Source organism: Bacillus sp. ok061 (assembly GCF_900108285.1).
Taxonomy (GTDB): Bacteria; Bacillota; Bacilli; order Bacillales; family Bacillaceae_G; genus Bacillus_A; species Bacillus_A thuringiensis_S.
Map to the genome: position 1 here is coordinate 68,840 of NZ_FNUW01000001.1, position 17,209 is coordinate 86,048.

The window sequence follows — 17,209 nt, forward strand, 5'->3', positions numbered from 1 at the left end:
ACTCGTTTTTTTATTACACAACCGCAGGATTATAAATCATCGTAAAGTGTCCTTGTAATAATTCAATGTGACAAGGTGTATGAAGCGAGCTTTCTCCATCTGTATCTACTTCTTTTTCTTCTTTCGTTTCAATATGAATGGATTTCGCTTTTACGTGGAAGATGTCATTTTCATTTGAGTCTTCAAATAGTTTCTTTCCGATGTAATCTTTAAATGCTTGAATACCTGTTGATTTGACTACGAAAATATCAAGTGTTCCGTCATCACATTTTACGTTCGGAATAAAGGATGGAATACCACCAAGATATTCACCATTTCCAACCATGACAAGGACAGCTTCGTCTTCATATACTTGTCCGTCATAAGTAATTTTTACTGGGAATGTTTCAGCATTTTTTACAGTTCGAATTGTGCTTAAATAGTAACCGATTTTACCAAGCTTTGCTTTTTCTTCTGCATCGATATTGTTTGATACTTCAGATACGAGTCCAATGCCCCAGAAGTTTAAGAAATGTTGTTCATTTGCTTTTGCAACGTCAACTGGTTTTATATGTTCTTTTGTAATAAGTTTTGCCGCTTCTGCAATGTTTTGCGGAACACCAAGTGTGCGAGAGAAGTCGTTGCAAGTTCCACCTGGAATGATTGCAAGTGTAGGTCTAGTTTCGAGAGGTGCTAAGCCATTTGTGCATTCAAATACTGTTCCATCACCACCAAAGACGATAATTAAATCTACTTTACTAGCAAACTCTTGGCAATATTTTGTTGCATCACCTTGTTTTTTCGTATGAAGGATATGTAGATCAGGAAAAGCTGCGGCAAGAGGTGGTACGATTTTTGTTAAATTTGTATGTAAGTCACCTTGACCAGCTTTCGGATTTACGATGAGGAGTACTTTTTCAAATTTTGTCTTTGTCATATTTCATCTCTCCCTGTAGTTTGTAATGGAAAGAAAGGAGCTGTTCCCATGTATTTTAGAACAGCTTCTCCCTATTAATTGGATGCTAAGATTGTCAGTTATTGTCGGTAAGTCGATATATTTAAAAAATCGCCGATATACATTTTATGTACCATCAATTTTTTAAGTTATACGATTACTCCGTTACAACTGAAGCAATAAATGGTAAGTTACGATATTTTTCCGCACAGTCGATACCGTATCCAACGATGAATTCGTCTGGAATTTGGAAGCCAACATATTCAGCTGTTAAGTCCACTTTACGGCGTTCTGGTTTATCAAGTAAAGTACAGAACTTAAGTGCCTTTGGTTTATGCATAAAGAAGTGGTCTTTTAAGAAATGAAGCGTTAAACCAGAATCGATGATATCTTCTACGACAATTACGTTTTTTCCAGTAATGTTTACGTCGATATCTTTTAGTAGTTTCACTTTTCCAGTAGTTTCTGTTTGATTTCCGTAGCTAGATGCAGAGATAAAATCAATTGTTACATCGTTTTTAATGTGACGAATTAAATCAGCAGCAAATACGAATGAACCTTTTAATACTGCGATAACTACGATTTCTTCTCCTTCAAAGTCACGTTCGATTTGAAGTGCTAGTTCTTTTACTTTTGCTTGTAATTGTTCTTCAGAAATTAAAGTGTCTTTTATTTCAATATTCATTGTAATCCTCCTACAGTGTAAAACTTATGAACATTTCGACTGTAAAGGATAGAATAGAAAAAGTCAAAGGAGATAGTAATTTTTTACAAAGATAACGACAAAATCATCTGATGATATGATATACTAAGTACAATAAGAAAACGCTTCCATAAAGGGTGGATATGATGAAGAAGAAACAGTACACAAGTGTAACATTTATAAAAGCATTACTTTTAACAATTGTTCTTGGCCTGTTGGCTTACGTAATTGATGTACCTGCGATTCGTATTTCATTAATTGGAATGACTTTAGTGTTAGGAGCAATTTCGCACGGTATGATGTCGCAGCTAAAAGAAGCTGGACTTGATGATATGAGAGATCATATAGATAAAAAGTAAGAAACCTTCATTATATAGAGTGAAGGTTTTTTTGTTTCTTACAAAAATGTAAGGTAGTTGTAAGGCAAATCGATAGTTGCATAATAGCATTTTGGATAAACTATGGGTGTAAGGTAAAAGGCAAGCATATTTTAGGTAAATTAAGTTTTAGGCACTCTATATGTGAAAAAGGAGTAGGAGGGCATGGAGAAACGTTGGACGACCTTTTCTTTTTTAGCGACTAGTAACACCGTAATGCTAGATGGAAAAATGGATTTTTTGCACTTGTTTGATCGTGAAGATGATCATTCTTCTTCTAAATTTACAATGAAATGGAATAAATGGAGCGAAAGTTGTAGGTTTGAAGAAGAGGCCCCTAACGAAAAGCAAAAGATTATTTTAACAAACCCTATTAAAGCGTGGGTTGTTCAACGTCGTAAGTGTAACGTCAAAAATCACTTCAAGAAAACTGAGCCGAGACAATTAGTTATCGCTCCGGCCCGTTCTACTTCCAAATCACGCGAAAGTAACATGTAGATATTGAGACACACACCCGAAAAAACATCGTACATATTGCGATGTTTTTTCTTTTTCTACAATGAAATCTTTAAATGAAATATATTTCATCTGCATCTTATATTTATATCGCTTGCTTATTCTAGTAATACATCCGATGCGAGTTGATGTGAATAAAGTATAAGGAGAGAATGAAGATGAAAAAGAGACTATTACCAATTTGTGCAATGGCACTTTTAACAGTAGGATATTCTTCAGTAGCGAGTGCTTCTACTGGAACAGTAACAAAGGAAGAAGAAGCGCAAGTGCAACAAGATAAAGCTAAAAAAGAAGAAGCAATTAAGGAACAGCAAAAAAATGAAGTAGAGAAAAAACAAGCGGCACAAGTACAAGAAAAAAATAATATGGCTAAAAAAGAGGAAGCAATAAAAGCTGAGAAAAAGAGTGAAGAAGAGAAAAAGAGAATAGCGCAAGAACAGTTAAAAAATGATATGGCAAAAAAAGAAGCAGCGATAAAAGTCGAGCAAAAGAATGAAGTAGCTAAAAAAGAAGAAGCAAAGCCAGTTGTACAAGGTGAAAAATTACCAAACACAGCATCAAATAATGTAGCAATGATGGGATTAAGTGCATGTCTTGTAGCGATAGGTACATTATTTGGTTTGAATCGTCGCAATAAGGTTAAAGCGTAAATAAAATATTTTCCTATAAAGAATGGGATAATTTCATATATTAAAAATGGTAGGTTACTCCTACCATTTTTTGCATGGAGGGATGAAGGATGAAGTTACTCAATTATATCGGTATCATATTGATGGCTATAGGGCTATTCATGGGATCCTATTACGCTGTGGAATGGTATAAAGGAAAAAGCTCTGCCGGGCAATTAACGGCAGAAGAAATAAAGAGCCTTAAAAATATACAAGATACTCAACTTTCTCATGAAACACCTGTAACTTCTCAAGTGCCTTCTTCTCAAACAGAACATAAAGAAGGAGAAAAGGTAGCACTGTTAAATATACCGAAAATAAAGAAGAAGTTTTCTATATATTGGGGAGCGGATGATACGACTCTGAAAAAAGGAGTTGGTATGTTTGTTAGTGATTTAACGACAACCCCATCTGGAGGAGGACATACTGTACTGAGTGGACATCGAGATACTGTATTTACAGATTTAGGAGAGTTGAAAGAAAAGGATACCCTTGTTTTAGAGTATGATAATAAAACGTACACATATGAAATTCAAAAGACATGGATTACTCATGCGGATGATCGTACTGTTATTATAAAAAAAGAAGAACCGATATTAACACTGACAACTTGTTACCCATTTGATTATATAGGGGATGCACCAGATAGATATATTATCGAGGCGAAGTTAACTGGCAGTTATTCAAAATGAAATTATACTTTCTGAAAGCAGGAGGGGGATATATAAGTTATGTCAAAAAACATTTTAATTGTTGAAGATGAAGATATATTACGTGAAATATTAAAAGATTATTTTTTAAGTGAACAATATGTAGTGTTTGAAGCGAGGGACGGGAAAGAGGCTTTAGCTGTATTTGAAGAAGAAGAGGTTGATTTAGTTATTTTAGATATTATGTTGCCAGAACTCGATGGATGGTCTGTTTGCCGAAGAATTCGAAAGACGTCCGAGGTGCCTATTATTATGCTAACGGCGCGCGTAGATGAAGACGATACGTTACTTGGTTTTGAACTTGGGGCAGATGACTATGTGACGAAGCCGTATAGTCCACCCATTCTATTAGCAAGAGCGAAACGATTATTAGAAAGTAGAAAAGCATCGAAGAAACCTTTAGAGAACGAAGATGATATGTTATCGATTCATGGCATCCACGTCCATTTTCCGTCACGTACTGTTGATGAGGCAGATGTTAGTTTAACGCATACGGAGTTTGAAATATTAGTGTATTTCATGAAAAACCAAGGAATTGTACTAACAAGGGAACAATTAATTTCAAGAATTTGGGGATATGAATTTGCTGGTGATGATCGAACGGTTAATAGTCATATTCGTAATTTAAGAAATAAATTAGGAGAGAAAGCAAAGTACATTACAACTGTAGTACGAACAGGTTATAAATTTGAGGGAACTGTATGAAGAAAGGAATTGTACTAAAATTATTTACTCTTACAACAGCATTATGTATGTTAATTTTAGCGACGATATTTATTGGACAAACGATATTTTTCAAACAATATTATGCGAATCGAAAAGTGGAAGATATTAAAGTGAATTTAAATTCCTTTGAGAAGAATTATTTAAACTACACAGGAACTGCAGAAGGAATCCAGAAACTTGAGCAAGACTTTTTTAGGGAAAATAATACGTGGATTACGACACTAGATCAGAATGGGAATTTAAAACATGTGGATGATTTTTATTTTGAGGTAACGATAGATCGTAGGCAACAAAAGAGCTTTGGACAACAACTATTCAAGATACCCTTACACAATCTCGTCAATATAGAGGAGATTGATAATAAATCATCAGAGCATTTTTTAGGACAAGAGATTTATTTTTCTGGAGTGAGAAAAGAAGATAGTTTTATTCCATTCTCTTTTTCTTTATCTAAGCAGAATTTAAGCGGATCTAATAAACCGTTAGAAAAAGCATTTCAGGAGAAAATAAAATTAGATGAGGAGAAAAAGAGAGCAGTTGGGGAGCAACTTGCTAAGGAAAAGAAACCAGCTGTCCAGGAAGAAGCTGCTCAGGAATTAGGCGTTTACATAGGAGGACGTGTTACAAAAGTACAGTTACCAGATGTAAACGGTCCTGTGAATCCAATTTATAAAAATAGCATATTTTTAGATAATATTAAGGGTTTTCAAACCGATTTATTATTAAAAGAAAGCAATAAAATACGATATACAACACAAACAATGGATTATGAAAAGAATGATATAAAATATAAATTATTAATTAAGCCAATAAAAGAAAAAGACGGATCAGTAGCATATATATATGCAATGGCTTCTTTACAGCCTGTAGATGAAGCTGTACAAATGGTGCAAGATTATTACATATACATCATTGCATTTGTAGTCGTTCTTATTTTTTTAGCTTCGTTTTATTATTCAAAGCAAATTGCCAAACCGTTATTAAAAATAAATGATACGACGAAGAAAATAGCGCATTTAGATTTTACAGAAAAAATACCGATTACTTCAAAAGATGAAATTGGTGATTTATCGAAAAATATTAATATACTTTCTAATAAATTAAATTCTCATATCGGACAGCTTGAACAAGATATTGAAAAGGAAAGAAAGTTAGAAAATACACGGAAAGAATTCATTTCTGGTGTTTCGCATGAATTAAAAACACCGCTGAGTATTATGAAAAGTTGCATTTCCATTTTAAAAGACGGGGTAGCTGAGCATAAAAAAGAGTATTACTTTCAAGCGATGGAGAGAGAAGTAGACAAAATGGATACTTTAATTTTGGATATGCTTGAGTTAGCTAAATTTGAATCTGGTACATATAAAATGAAAAAGGATTTATTTTATATTGATTCAGTAATTGAAGATATATGTGAATACCTTTCTGTGGAGATAGAGAAAAAAGAACTTCGTGTTCATAAAAATATAAGTCCATTTGAAGTGATTGCAAATCAAGGCCGGATTGAACAAGTCATCGTGAACTTCATTACGAATGCAATACGTTATACACCAAATAAAGAGGATATTATTATTTCGACAATAGATGATAAAGATCGTATAAAAGTGTGCATTGAAAATAAAGGTACTCACATTGAAGACGAACAATTAGATAAAATTTGGGATCGTTTTTATCGCGTGGATACAGCTCGGCAGCGTTCACAAGGTGGGACGGGGCTTGGGCTTGCTATTTCAAAGAATATTTTAGAACTACATGATGCTGAATATGGGGCAGGAAATACAGAAGATGGTGTGTTATTTTATTTCTATTTACCGAAGAAAGCGTAGACAATACAATCTGCGCTTTTTTTAAGTTATTTTCATATTATCTTTACCTAATCTTTATTTTTAAGAGATATAATCTTGTTAGAAAATGAGGTTATGTAAGGAGTAGATTAGCCGTGAATAGCAATTTACTAGGTGTGATGGTATTTATTTTTCTTTGTGCATTTATTGTATTTATTATTGATATTACTCACTGAGAATTTTGATATAAAAAAGGCGCTAGTTAAGCGCCTTTTTTTTGTGAATTCATTTGATAAGCACTAATGCTCTTGAATAAGCGTGGTGAAGTGAGAAATAAAAATATAAGTAAAACTGTACATAAAATAAAAGAACCAAGCATTGTACTTCCATTTACGATTAATGAATATAACACAGCCGATTGACCTTTCGGTGCATATTGTCCCCAGAAAATAATACCGGCAATAAAGTGACAGAAATAGCGAGCAAAGCTACCGATAAATGTGGCAAGGATAATGTAAACAAGGATTTTCTTACCATGGTTTTGTTTTGCTGAAGGTTTTTCTTTGCGACTACCTAAAGTTAATTGTTCATTGCTATTCTCATTAGATACTAGAAGTGCTTTTTGAATTGGACGATAGAATAAGCCAGCAAATCCAATAAAAGCAAAGGCAATGAAGTACTCAATAAATGCTTGAACAGGTGTTAAAATGTAAGTATCACCTACAATAATTTGTAATAATCCCCAAATTAAGCCACCTAAGAAAGCAGATTTAAAGCCCCAGCGATATGCAATAATAAAAATAGGAATCATAGCAAATGAAATGGAACCGCCTGTTGGAAGTTTAAGTGATAATGGTAAAATGTCGATAATCATGGCGAAGGCTGCAAGAATAGCAGATTCGATCATCGCTTGTAAATTGGTGTTACGCATGTTGTCTCCCCCTAAATCCAAGTTGTACAAAAAAGAATAGATATCATAGGAGGATACGAAATACGTAAATAAAAATGAGGCATGTATTTCGGACGTTTGCACAATCCCTGCGTAAGCATTAACTAACAGGTTCGAAGGGTCGGAACGAAGTGTTCCCTCTCAGCGACATGGCTCCCCCAGTGATAACGAGATTCTTTATTTGCTACCGTTTATTGTAAGCGAAATGGATGAGAATGGCAAACAAATACAGTATGACAATGATTGAAATAGAATTGTAGCGAAATGTTAATAAATATGAAGCAAAAGGGTATAGTACAAGAGAAATAGAGTGTGCTATAATTTTTCTGAAAATAATTATCATTCTCTTCTGAGGGGGAAGGTTATGAGCTTAGTAGATATTAAAATCGGTGAGAAAGTGTTAGTAAAAAGCGTTCAGTCGTTAGATCAATTATTAAAGAGAAGACTAGCTGCTTTCGGTCTTTCTGAAGGAAGCGAACTTCGTATGAAGCAGAAGGCGATGTTCAAAGGTCCTTGTACATTGGAGTGTCGTGGACAGTTAATTAGTATTCGTCATTGTGACGCGAAAATGATAAAGGTGGAATTAGCGTGAATAAGGTAGCTTTGCTAGGGAATCCGAATACAGGAAAGACATCATTATTTAATGCACTTACTGGTTCTTATGAGTATGTAGGAAACTGGAGCGGTGTAACAGTAGAAAAAAAGGTTGGTAAATTAAAAGATAGACAAGGAACATTAATTGATTTACCAGGTGTTTATGATTTAAATCCAGTTTCGCGTGATGAAGGTGTTGTAACAAACTTTCTATTAACAGAAGAATTTCAGCATATGTTAAATATTGTGGATTCCTCGCAGTTTGAACGAAATATGCATTTAACGTTGCAATTACTTGAATTTGGTAAGCCAGTTTCAATTGGTTTAAACATGGTTGATGTGGCGAAGCAAAGAGGAATTGTAATTGATGTAAAACGATTATCGGAACTCTTAGGTGTAACAGTTGTGCCTGTCGTTGCAAGAAGTGGAAAAGGCTGTGAAGAACTACTTGCGACTCTTAAAGAAAATGACAAAAAAGAGAAAAAGCCATTCCTTATTTCATATGGTGTACAAATGGATGAAGGAATTGGAGAAGTAATTGCTCTTTTAGAGACAGTGAATTACGAGCATCCGAGATGGCTAGCGCTTCAATTTTTAAGCAATAACGAAGTAGTAGAAAAAGAAATGAAAGCATTACCAATTTATAAGGAACTCATAGCCATTCGATCTCGCTTAGAAGGAAAACTTGATTGTACGTTAGAAGAGCACATTTACAAAACTCGTGAAGCGTATATTGAAAAGTTAAAAACAAATGTTATGGAGCATGAGAAAGAAGGAAAAATTCCTTTTTCAGAAAAAGTTGATAGATTAATTACACATAAAATTTTAGGACTTCCAATCTTTTTAGCAGTTATGTTTTTTATTTTTCAGGTTACGTTTACGTGGATTGGTACACCTTTATCGGATATGTTAGATGAGTTTTTTGGTGGCCAGCTTACGGATTGGGTGACAGCTGGACTTACAAGTATTGGAGCTTCTCATTTTATTCAAGCACTCGTTACAGAAGGTATTATTGCCGGTGTTGGTGCTGTATTAGTATTCGTACCACAAATCTTTGCACTATTCTTTTTCATTTCATTATTAGAAGACTCAGGATATATGGCGCGAATTGCAGTTGTTATGGATAGAATTATGGAGTTTTTCGGTTTAAACGGAAAGGCATTTATCCCGATGATTATCGGCTTTGGATGTAACGTTCCAGGTATTATGGCTGCGAGAACGATTGAACAGGAAAAAGAACGTTTACTTACCATTTTAGTAACACCATTTATGTCTTGTTCAGCACGATTACCTGTATATGCATTATTTGCGGGCGTATTCTTCCCGCATAGTCAGGCGACTGTTGTATTTTCTTTATATGTTGCAGGGATTGTTCTCGCGTTATTAGTTACAAAAATTATGTCTCTTACGATTTTGAAAGCGGAAAAGTCTATTTTCGTAATTGAACTACCACCTTATCGTGTGCCACAAGCGAAAACGTTATGGCTGAGCACCTGGGAGAAAGGGAAAGGGTTTGTTCGTAAAGCTGGTACATTCATCTTTGGTGGTTCGGTTGTTATTTGGTTATTAAACTATGCAGGTCCATCAGGATTTGGCGTTGATATGGGAGATAGCTACTTAGCGATGATTGGTGGATTTATCGCACCGCTATTTGCACCGCTCGGGTTCGGAACGTGGCAAGCTGCAGCATCCCTTTTAACAGGATTTTTAGCGAAAGAAGTTGTCGTTTCTACAATGGCAATTATTTATGCAGTTAAAGAAGATGTGCTTGGAAACGTAATGGGAGCACATTATACAGCATTATCGGCTTATGCATTTATGTTCTTTATTTTATTATACGTTCCATGTTTAGCGACGGTGGCTGTTATTAAACGTGAAACAGGATCAGCGAAATGGACGATTTTCTCAGTCGTTTACCCGCTTGTTGTTGCTTATGTATTAACGCTTATTATATACCAAGTTGGATCTTTACTAGGATTCTAAAAGGAGATGTATAATGATGGTCAATATTATAATTGGAGCTATCATTTTTGGTTATGCAGCATACACGTTAGTTAATTTTGTAAAGAGAAGTAAAAAAGGAAAATGCGCAGCATGTTCTTTAAATAAGTCATGTCAGTCGAAAACTTGTAGTCCGGATATGGAACAAGTTGCTCATAATAAATAGAAAAAAGCTTTGCGAATTTCGCAAAGCTTTTTTGTTTTACTTTTTAATTTTTACAAGTTGAGAAGCTTCTACGCCTTTGTAACCAGGAAATTCTTTACTTGGGTCTTTATCAAATTTTAATACACCTACAGATTTTTCATCACCTTTTACATTGCTGTAAGTTGCGTCATCAACAATCGCATACATATCTGTATATGCACGGCCACTTCCGATAATTGTGTTGCCTTCATATTTTAATTTTGCCCCATCAAGTGTAGTATTTTCTACTTTTTCTTTTGCAAATAATACACCTTGTTCTGTTGTTATAGCTGGTAATTTATCAAGTGGTTTCGTGTTGTCTTTTTCATCAACTTTGTTAAGTAACTCTTTTTTCACTAGTTCTTCACCAGTTTTCTTATCCATTACAAGAACTTTTTTACCATCTAATGTTGTCATTTTCATTTTATAGAAGTCTTTTTCTTTCACTTCTTTTTTGTTTTTATCTGTAATTTGCTGAACTTGTTCTTCTGAGCCATACAGTACAAAGCCGTTCGCTTTCTCTCCTAATAAAGAACAACCTGATAATGCTCCAAATGAAATTGCCGCTGCTAATCCGATTCCTACTAATTTTTTCATGATGACTTCTCCTTTTATCTGTTTTATAGTAAATACAATTTTTGTATTATTGCTTACATGTGAAGAAGCATGTTTGTTGCTTCTGGTATTAGTGTATAAGAAATATCGGAATGCAACTATCGAGTTAGCTTACAGTAACATTACAATAATGTAATTTAGTGAAAGTGCATAAAAATAAGTCAATTCTGAAGAGAATTAATGGGAATATATTAGAAATACAATATTTTATCTGGAATGTCATATTATATTGGCTATATTTTGGAAATAACATGTAAGGACATCTTTGTTTTGTTATAATAAACACATAGGCTGTAAAAATGAATATTCTTTACTGTAAAGGGAGATTCTTAAGTTTTCCAAGTAGTGAATTTGAAATATGAGGTATATCATAGGAGGAATTTAGATGTCTGTATTTAAACGATTAAGAGATTTAACAATGTCAAATGTGTATTCGTTAATTGAAAAAGCGGAAGATCCAGTTAAGATGACTGATCAATATTTACGCGATATGCAAGCTGATGTACAAGAAGCTGAGAAAAGTGTAGCAGCTCAAATCGCACTTGAGAAGAAATTCAAAATATTATTTGAAGAGCAAGAAGCACTTGTGAAAAAACGTGAAGAGCAAGCTCATATGGCTGTTCAAGCTAATAACTTAGATCTTGCGCGTCGTGCATTAGAAGAAAAACAAAATGCAGAGCAAAAGATGAATGAGTATAAAGCAAGCTACGAGCAGAATAAAGCTGCTGCTGATAATCTGCGTCTTAAGCTAGAAGAAATGCGCAAGCAATTAACAGAGCTGAAAAATAAACGTGAAACACTTGTAGCACGTGTAAATGCAGCGAAAGCACAGAAGAATATTAATCAGGCGATGTCTGGATTTGATTCAAATTCAGCAAAAGCTGGTTTAAGCAGTATGGAAGAGAAAGCTCTTCAATTAGAGGCTGAAGCGGAAGCAAGCGGTGAAGTTTATAAGAAAGAAAAGTCATTAGATGATGAATTCGCAAGCTTAAACAAAAATTCTGCTGTTGACGATGAATTAGCTCGTATTATGAAGCAGTATGAGAAATAATATAGAATAGAGACAAATGAACCGACATGTCTAAATATATTCATGTCGGTTTTCTATTATATTTAGAGGAGGTTTTGCAATGACATGGATGAATGTAGTTGCCATGCTTGTATGGACTGGAGCGAGTGCAGTACTTTTATTTGCAATTATGTGGGTTGATTCAATTTTTACAAAATACAATGATTTAAAAGAAATCAAAAATGGAAATACAGCTGTAACAACTCGTTTTATTATGAAATTATTTGCACAAGGGTACATTTTATCCCAATCAATTACGAAAGCAAATGACTTATGGCAGGCCCTTCTTGCTTCAGCAGTTTCTTTCGTTATTTTATTAGTGGTAGAAATGTTTATCGAATTCGTATTAAAGAAAATGGCTGGTTTAGATTTAGAAGAAGGTACGAAAGAAGGCAGTGTTGCTCACGCGATGTTGGCTGGATCATTACATATTGTTGGTGCACTTATTTTAGGTGCTTGTTTATAAAGAGAAAAGGAGGGATAGATCATGAGTTTATTTAAACGAATTAAAAATATAATGAAAAGCCCAGAGCCACCGAAGCCGGAAAAGAGTCTTTTAACGTTAGCTCCTGGCGATATGATTGAAGTTTCGTTAGTTATGTACGAATTGACCGGGAAAACGAGTATGCATTCTCGTAAAGAAATTGTTTTAACACTGCAAGATGGAAAAGACATTCGTTATTTAAAAATTGAAGACCGTGAAAATACGTATTACAAATTATATACACCAATTGATGGTCGCTTAGATTCAATTGAGGAAATTCCGACGACAATTGAAATGGATGATACTGAGTATCATATGGAAGAACAATATAACGGACGTGTTGTTGTGATGGGGAAAACACCATTCTCCGCTTCAGAGGAACAGTACGTATGGGAATTCCAATCAGATAATCGAAAATTATTGCGTATTGAATGGCAAAATGGTCGCACAATGATGTATGAGGGAGAAGCAATCATTCCTGCTGATGTACAAATTATAAGAGCAACGTAAGGGGGCGTAATCATGTCAAACCGATTGTTTACCATGATTAAATCGTTTGTAATCCCTATACTTGCTATCGTTATATTACTTGTTGTTGCTGGTTATGCCTTATCAGGTTGTCAAGGCGGGCAGACAAAGTCGATTCAAGACCGTTATCCACTTGAGTCTGTCGCAAAGGAAGGTAAACAAGAATCTTACGTGTATAGGGCCGCCAATCGGTCAGTTCCTGAAGTAGCGAAGGAACTCATTAACGAAAGAGAACCGAAGCAAGCATCTAAAGAAGACGAAAATCAAATGTTCCTCGTTTATTCTGATAAGATTTATAACCTGCAAAAGGATAAGGAGAAACCATCTGATACGTTAATTGAAATAAGTAATAAAGAATTTGTCCGTCAAAATTACCAACCGTCCTTCTTGCAAGGATATATTATGGGTAGCATATTAAACGATATATTCGGTTCAAGAAAATCATCGCCCGGTGATTATCGAGGATACAATGACAGACAAAATCATAAACCAGTTATTCCAGAGAGACCACCTACGAAAGAAGAAAAGAAAACCCCACCTCCAATTACGAAGGAAGGGAAAGGGTCTATCATTAAGCGAGGCGATAATGTAGATTCGAAACCATCAGTAGGTGATAAGGGAAGTATTACTGAAAAAGGAAGTAATACGACGCCCCCACCTTCTACTGGAAGTAAGGGTAAAATTACAAAAACACCAGGCGGTTCAAGCGGATCAGATGTGAAGCCGAAATCATCTATTAAAACGCCGCCAAGAAATACATCTCCTCCGAAAACGAGGGTTGGTGGTTCAGGAAAAATTACGAAGAGAAGATAGTTATAGAGGCCGAAAAGTGGAATTTGCTTTTCGGTCTTTTTTATTATGGAAATCAATTCCTTTTAACTGATACAATTAAGACATAAGGAGGGGATAGTATGACTATGTATAAAAGATTTAGTGTAATTATGTTCCTCGTATTATTCTTGAGTTTGTTTATTAGTACAACGATGAAATTTCACTTTATAGTAGGTATTTTATGGATACTATGTATATGTACTCTCTTTCTATATGTTCCGCTGCGCTTTCAAGAGGAAGTACCCGCCTTTCAAAAATACGTAGCATGGATTAAGAGAGGAAGAAGATGGGGAGAGTAAAATTATATCAGCGATTATTAAAATATAGCGACTTACCGACAAAGACTGCAACTTAATAATAAGAAGAGGGTGTGCCAAATTGTTGGCACACCCTCTTTTTCATAACGATTAATGAATATCACGTTTCTTGAAATTACCGCCTTTTACTTCTGCTACGTCATAAACTGTAATAAAAGCGTGTGGATCGATTTCATTAATAAGTTCTTTCATTTTACTTTCTTCTAAACGGTTAATTACACAAGAAATTTCTTTGAATTTCTCTCTTGAATAGCCACCGTATACTTCGTTATATGTTGCACTTCGGCCTAAACGATCGCGAATTGTTTCTACCATTAATTCAGGCTCTTTTGTGATAATTTTAAATGCTTTCGAACCACTTAAACCAACTTCAACGATATGAATCACTTTCGAAGCGATAAAGTAAGCAATTGCCGAAAGGATAGCTCCTTGAAGGCCGAATACCGTTGATACGAAAATAAATACGAACATGTTTAAGAATAAAATAAGGTCACTCGTTCCAAATGGTAACTTACGAGAAAGCAATACAGCAAGCATATCGATTCCATCTAATGCCCCACCGTTACGTAATGCTAGTCCCATACCAAAACCGATAATAATACCACCAACAACTGTAACTAATAATGTATCGCCTTCGATAATAGCTGGTATTCCGTGCATGACAACGGTACCTACTGCTAATGAAGCGATTCCAATAATAGAATAAATTGCAAAGCTTTTACCGATTTGCTTATATCCTAACCAAACGAAAGGAATGTTAATAACTGCGATTAGAGCTCCTAATGGCAATCCAAATAATCTTGAACTAACGATACTTAAACCAGTCACACCACCGTCTGATACGTTATTTGGAATTAATACTGCTTCTAATCCGTACGCTGTGATAAATGCCCCAATAATAATCATCAAAGCTTTCGAAGCAATTTTTAGCTTATTGGGCTTGTTTTTGATAATTTTCTCCATATAATTTCCTCGTTTCAAACTAGTTTCTTGTTTGTTACATAATTCACACCTAAATTTCATTTTAACATTTAATTTGAAAAAATTCTCCTTTAATGGATGTATGCAGGGAATATTATGACCATATTATTAATTTAAATACAACTGTAGAAGATTAGAGAGTGATCATAATTTTAATATGAAAAAGTAGAATGGATAGTATGGATATATTTGGGGCACTAATCTTAGGGAGGGGATTCTGTGGGATACTGTACGAAATGTGGAAATGAAACGAACGAGGGCAACGAGTTTTGCGGACAGTGCGGGGAGAGTCTTAGCTATAAAACGGTAGAGGGAAGTTTTCCGAATAGCAGTTCTAATAGTAGTATAGAAGTTTTTTCTTTAGTTGGTTTCATCACTGGATTAATATCATGGTTTATAAACTTATGGGGGCTTATTGGTAGTGTAGCTATCGTATTTTCTATATTGGGTTTAAACAAAAAAGTGACGGGTACGAGTAAAACATTTGCTATTGTTGGAGTGATTTCTGGAATAATTAATGTGTTGTATGCTGTTACGTTATTTATTTAAATTTGATGAACGAAAAGGTATAAAAAAGTCCCCTGTGCATAAAGCATTCAGAGGAATTTTTATTTGATAGCTATTAAGAAACAATAAAACTAATTACTGTTAGGAATAAAGCGAAGCCTAAAATAGTTCCACATATTTTCATATGGCGCTTACGTCCCATAACAACAATCGCGACATATTCACGAATCATTGCGTTAGGCCAGTAATAAAATGCAGTTTTTGATCCGATTCCTTGGCTATTAAGGCCAGCTTGTCTTGCGTATATACCAGCGCGGAAAAGGTGGAAATTATTCGTTGTAAAAATACTTCTATACTTACCTTCTGGTTTTAAAGAATCCATAATTTCTTTAGAGAACAACATATTTTGATATGTGTTTACAGAGCGATTTTCTTGCACCGTATGTTCAAGAGGAATTCCTTTTTCAACAGCATAATTTTGCATCGCTTCTGCTTCTGGAAGGCCTTCATCTGGACCTTGACCACCAGAGAAAATAATTGTTGGTGGTGTATTCACAGCTGCTTGTTTCCAATAAAAGTCGATAGCTTTATTAATACGACTTGCAAGTAAAGGTGGTACTTTATCATTAATTAAGCCGCTACCAAGAACGATTATGAAATTTTGATTACGTCTTGGTCTGTTGAATTGGTATAAAAAATATGCGCTTAAGAAGTTAGATAAGTGTATAAAGAAATAGAAGCTTATAAGAGAAATAGCTGCAAAAATAGGCTCTAAATGCGATGAGACTAGACTTGCTGGATTTATGATAGGGAGTAACATAAAGAATAACATCCCTAAAGCAGCAAGGAGTGTTAAACAGTTAGTGAACCGTCTTCCTTCTCGCTTCATTAAAATTCTAGCATTAAGAAATAACCCAAACATTAAAGTAACAATACCGAAAGGAAGCATAATGAGAAGTGCTAAAATAGGTAAAATTATAATATAGCGTAGGACAGCATTATCTGAGTTCAAAGATACAATTACACAAAAAAGAAGGAAAAAACAGATAAAGGCATTAAATAAAAAACCATTTATTATTTTCCGCGGATCTTTTAAATACGAGATAAGAAAAATAATAAACAATATAAGAGGAATAATTCCAAAATACAGCATAAATATAGTACACCTCAATTTGTATAAGAATTTGACATACCTTTTATATTACATGATTTTATAAGTGAAAATGAAAGAAAAAGGATTTTGAATTTTCTCAATAAAATATATAGATATGTATGTTACAATATATTCAAAGCGATATATTAAAAGTAAAATGGTTGAAAAGGCACTCAGTAGAGTGCTTTTTCTTTTTGTATGCAATTGTGCATATTATATTTTTTTTCAAATGAAGAGGATTACAATATAAGTTGTAGACAGACTTTATAAACCAGAATTTAATACAAACATTTTCCTCTACTTTTTGTATCTAACAATCGTATAACAATAAATAATTCTGTTTTATAGTGTCTGTTTATAAAAGGTGTCTTTTTTGAAGGCGCCTTTTTGTTATTAGTATAGATAGTTTTCACTGTTAACATAGTGAAAACTATCTATACTAAACATTAGCAATCTTCCGTATAAATATTATCAATTTACTATATATTCCAGTGGTGTTAACCTACATATGAAAGGCTTTCTTTTTCAAAATATTACCCCTAATAAAATTTTGAAGAAGTCAACTGTCTCCAAACTTG

21 protein-coding genes and 1 riboswitch are annotated in these 17,209 nt (G+C 34.3%); of the genes, 15 read left to right on the forward strand and 6 right to left on the reverse strand.

Going from position 1 to position 17,209, the window contains the following annotated elements:
• Positions 1-13 precede the first annotated feature (13 nt).
• Positions 14-916, reverse strand: a complete 903-nt coding sequence (locus C4S65_RS00415) for a YegS/Rv2252/BmrU family lipid kinase (RefSeq protein ID WP_000167896.1) — start codon at positions 914-916, stop codon at positions 14-16.
• Positions 917-1,091: 175 nt separating this feature from the next.
• Positions 1,092-1,619: a hypoxanthine phosphoribosyltransferase gene (gene hpt, locus C4S65_RS00420; protein ID WP_001019295.1), complete on the reverse strand. Its 528-nt coding sequence runs from the start codon at positions 1,617-1,619 to the stop codon at positions 1,092-1,094.
• 161 nt (positions 1,620-1,780) lie between these two features.
• Here hpt and C4S65_RS00425 point away from each other — a divergent pair, with 161 nt between their 5' ends.
• The 6 genes from C4S65_RS00425 to C4S65_RS00450 all read left to right on the forward strand — a co-directional run bounded on the left by C4S65_RS00425 (position 1,781) and on the right by C4S65_RS00450 (position 6,460).
• Positions 1,781-1,996: a hypothetical protein gene (locus C4S65_RS00425; RefSeq protein ID WP_002001286.1), complete on the forward strand. Its 216-nt coding sequence runs from the start codon at positions 1,781-1,783 to the stop codon at positions 1,994-1,996.
• Positions 1,997-2,179: 183 nt separating this feature from the next.
• Complete coding sequence (locus tag C4S65_RS00430) at positions 2,180-2,512, forward strand: hypothetical protein (protein ID WP_000415616.1); 333 nt, start codon at positions 2,180-2,182, stop codon at positions 2,510-2,512.
• A gap of 176 nt (positions 2,513-2,688) precedes the next feature.
• On the forward strand, positions 2,689-3,180 hold the full coding sequence (locus C4S65_RS00435) for an LPXTG cell wall anchor domain-containing protein (protein WP_000746716.1): 492 nt from the start codon (positions 2,689-2,691) through the stop codon (positions 3,178-3,180).
• 89 nt (positions 3,181-3,269) lie between these two features.
• A complete protein-coding gene (locus tag C4S65_RS00440) occupies positions 3,270-3,890 on the forward strand; it encodes a class D sortase (protein ID WP_000771571.1) in 621 nt (206 codons plus the stop codon).
• A gap of 39 nt (positions 3,891-3,929) precedes the next feature.
• A complete protein-coding gene (locus C4S65_RS00445) occupies positions 3,930-4,613 on the forward strand; it encodes a response regulator transcription factor (RefSeq protein ID WP_103945084.1) in 684 nt (227 codons plus the stop codon).
• The gene (locus tag C4S65_RS00450) at positions 4,610-6,460 is read left to right on the forward strand and encodes a HAMP domain-containing sensor histidine kinase (RefSeq protein ID WP_000715420.1); all 1,851 of its coding nucleotides are present in this window, start codon (positions 4,610-4,612) and stop codon (positions 6,458-6,460) included. Before C4S65_RS00445 ends, C4S65_RS00450 begins: the two co-directional genes overlap by 4 nt.
• A 220-nt stretch (positions 6,461-6,680) precedes the next feature.
• On the opposite strand, the gene thiT is transcribed toward C4S65_RS00450, so the two are convergent.
• Positions 6,681-7,349, reverse strand: coding sequence for an energy-coupled thiamine transporter ThiT (gene thiT / locus C4S65_RS00455; RefSeq protein WP_098838565.1), 669 nt, complete (start codon positions 7,347-7,349; stop codon positions 6,681-6,683).
• Positions 7,350-7,435: 86 nt separating this feature from the next.
• A riboswitch (TPP riboswitch) is annotated at positions 7,436-7,537 on the reverse strand.
• A gap of 194 nt (positions 7,538-7,731) precedes the next feature.
• Between thiT and C4S65_RS00460 the strand changes: the two genes are divergently transcribed.
• From C4S65_RS00460 to C4S65_RS00470, 3 genes are read left to right on the forward strand one after another with little or no spacing between them, the layout of a single operon-like run.
• A complete protein-coding gene (locus C4S65_RS00460) occupies positions 7,732-7,959 on the forward strand; it encodes a FeoA family protein (protein ID WP_000060519.1) in 228 nt (75 codons plus the stop codon).
• Positions 7,956-9,944: a ferrous iron transport protein B gene (gene feoB, locus C4S65_RS00465; protein ID WP_097960388.1), complete on the forward strand. Its 1,989-nt coding sequence runs from the start codon at positions 7,956-7,958 to the stop codon at positions 9,942-9,944. Before C4S65_RS00460 ends, feoB begins: the two co-directional genes overlap by 4 nt.
• Before the next feature lie 13 nt (positions 9,945-9,957).
• Positions 9,958-10,128, forward strand: a complete 171-nt coding sequence (locus C4S65_RS00470; RefSeq protein ID WP_000989593.1) for a FeoB-associated Cys-rich membrane protein — start codon at positions 9,958-9,960, stop codon at positions 10,126-10,128.
• A gap of 36 nt (positions 10,129-10,164) precedes the next feature.
• On the opposite strand, the gene C4S65_RS00475 is transcribed toward C4S65_RS00470, so the two are convergent.
• Positions 10,165-10,743, reverse strand: coding sequence for a lipoprotein BA_5634 family protein (locus C4S65_RS00475; RefSeq protein ID WP_000737464.1), 579 nt, complete (start codon positions 10,741-10,743; stop codon positions 10,165-10,167).
• A gap of 403 nt (positions 10,744-11,146) precedes the next feature.
• Here C4S65_RS00475 and C4S65_RS00480 point away from each other — a divergent pair, with 403 nt between their 5' ends.
• From C4S65_RS00480 to C4S65_RS00500, 5 genes are all read left to right on the forward strand, one after another.
• On the forward strand, positions 11,147-11,812 hold the full coding sequence (locus C4S65_RS00480) for a PspA/IM30 family protein (RefSeq protein ID WP_103945085.1): 666 nt from the start codon (positions 11,147-11,149) through the stop codon (positions 11,810-11,812).
• Positions 11,813-11,891: 79 nt separating this feature from the next.
• Entirely contained in the window at positions 11,892-12,296 is a 405-nt protein-coding gene (locus C4S65_RS00485; protein WP_000220086.1) for a DUF350 domain-containing protein, read from the forward strand.
• Between the two features lie 21 nt (positions 12,297-12,317).
• The gene (locus C4S65_RS00490) at positions 12,318-12,824 is read left to right on the forward strand and encodes a DUF4178 domain-containing protein (RefSeq protein WP_000051755.1); all 507 of its coding nucleotides are present in this window, start codon (positions 12,318-12,320) and stop codon (positions 12,822-12,824) included.
• Between the two features lie 12 nt (positions 12,825-12,836).
• Complete coding sequence (locus C4S65_RS00495) at positions 12,837-13,655, forward strand: DUF4247 domain-containing protein (RefSeq protein ID WP_000071186.1); 819 nt, start codon at positions 12,837-12,839, stop codon at positions 13,653-13,655.
• Positions 13,656-13,753: 98 nt separating this feature from the next.
• The gene (locus C4S65_RS00500) at positions 13,754-13,972 is read left to right on the forward strand and encodes a hypothetical protein (protein ID WP_000180095.1); all 219 of its coding nucleotides are present in this window, start codon (positions 13,754-13,756) and stop codon (positions 13,970-13,972) included.
• A gap of 108 nt (positions 13,973-14,080) precedes the next feature.
• Here C4S65_RS00500 and C4S65_RS00505 read toward each other — a convergent pair whose 3' ends face one another.
• A complete protein-coding gene (locus C4S65_RS00505) occupies positions 14,081-14,953 on the reverse strand; it encodes a YitT family protein (RefSeq protein ID WP_000411244.1) in 873 nt (290 codons plus the stop codon).
• Between the two features lie 237 nt (positions 14,954-15,190).
• Here C4S65_RS00505 and C4S65_RS00510 point away from each other — a divergent pair, with 237 nt between their 5' ends.
• Positions 15,191-15,520, forward strand: coding sequence for a zinc ribbon domain-containing protein (locus C4S65_RS00510; RefSeq protein ID WP_000540173.1), 330 nt, complete (start codon positions 15,191-15,193; stop codon positions 15,518-15,520).
• A 73-nt stretch (positions 15,521-15,593) separates the two neighbouring features.
• On the opposite strand, the gene C4S65_RS00515 is transcribed toward C4S65_RS00510, so the two are convergent.
• Entirely contained in the window at positions 15,594-16,631 is a 1,038-nt protein-coding gene (locus C4S65_RS00515; RefSeq protein ID WP_061667112.1) for a YdcF family protein, read from the reverse strand.
• Positions 16,632-17,209: the final 578 nt, after the last annotated feature.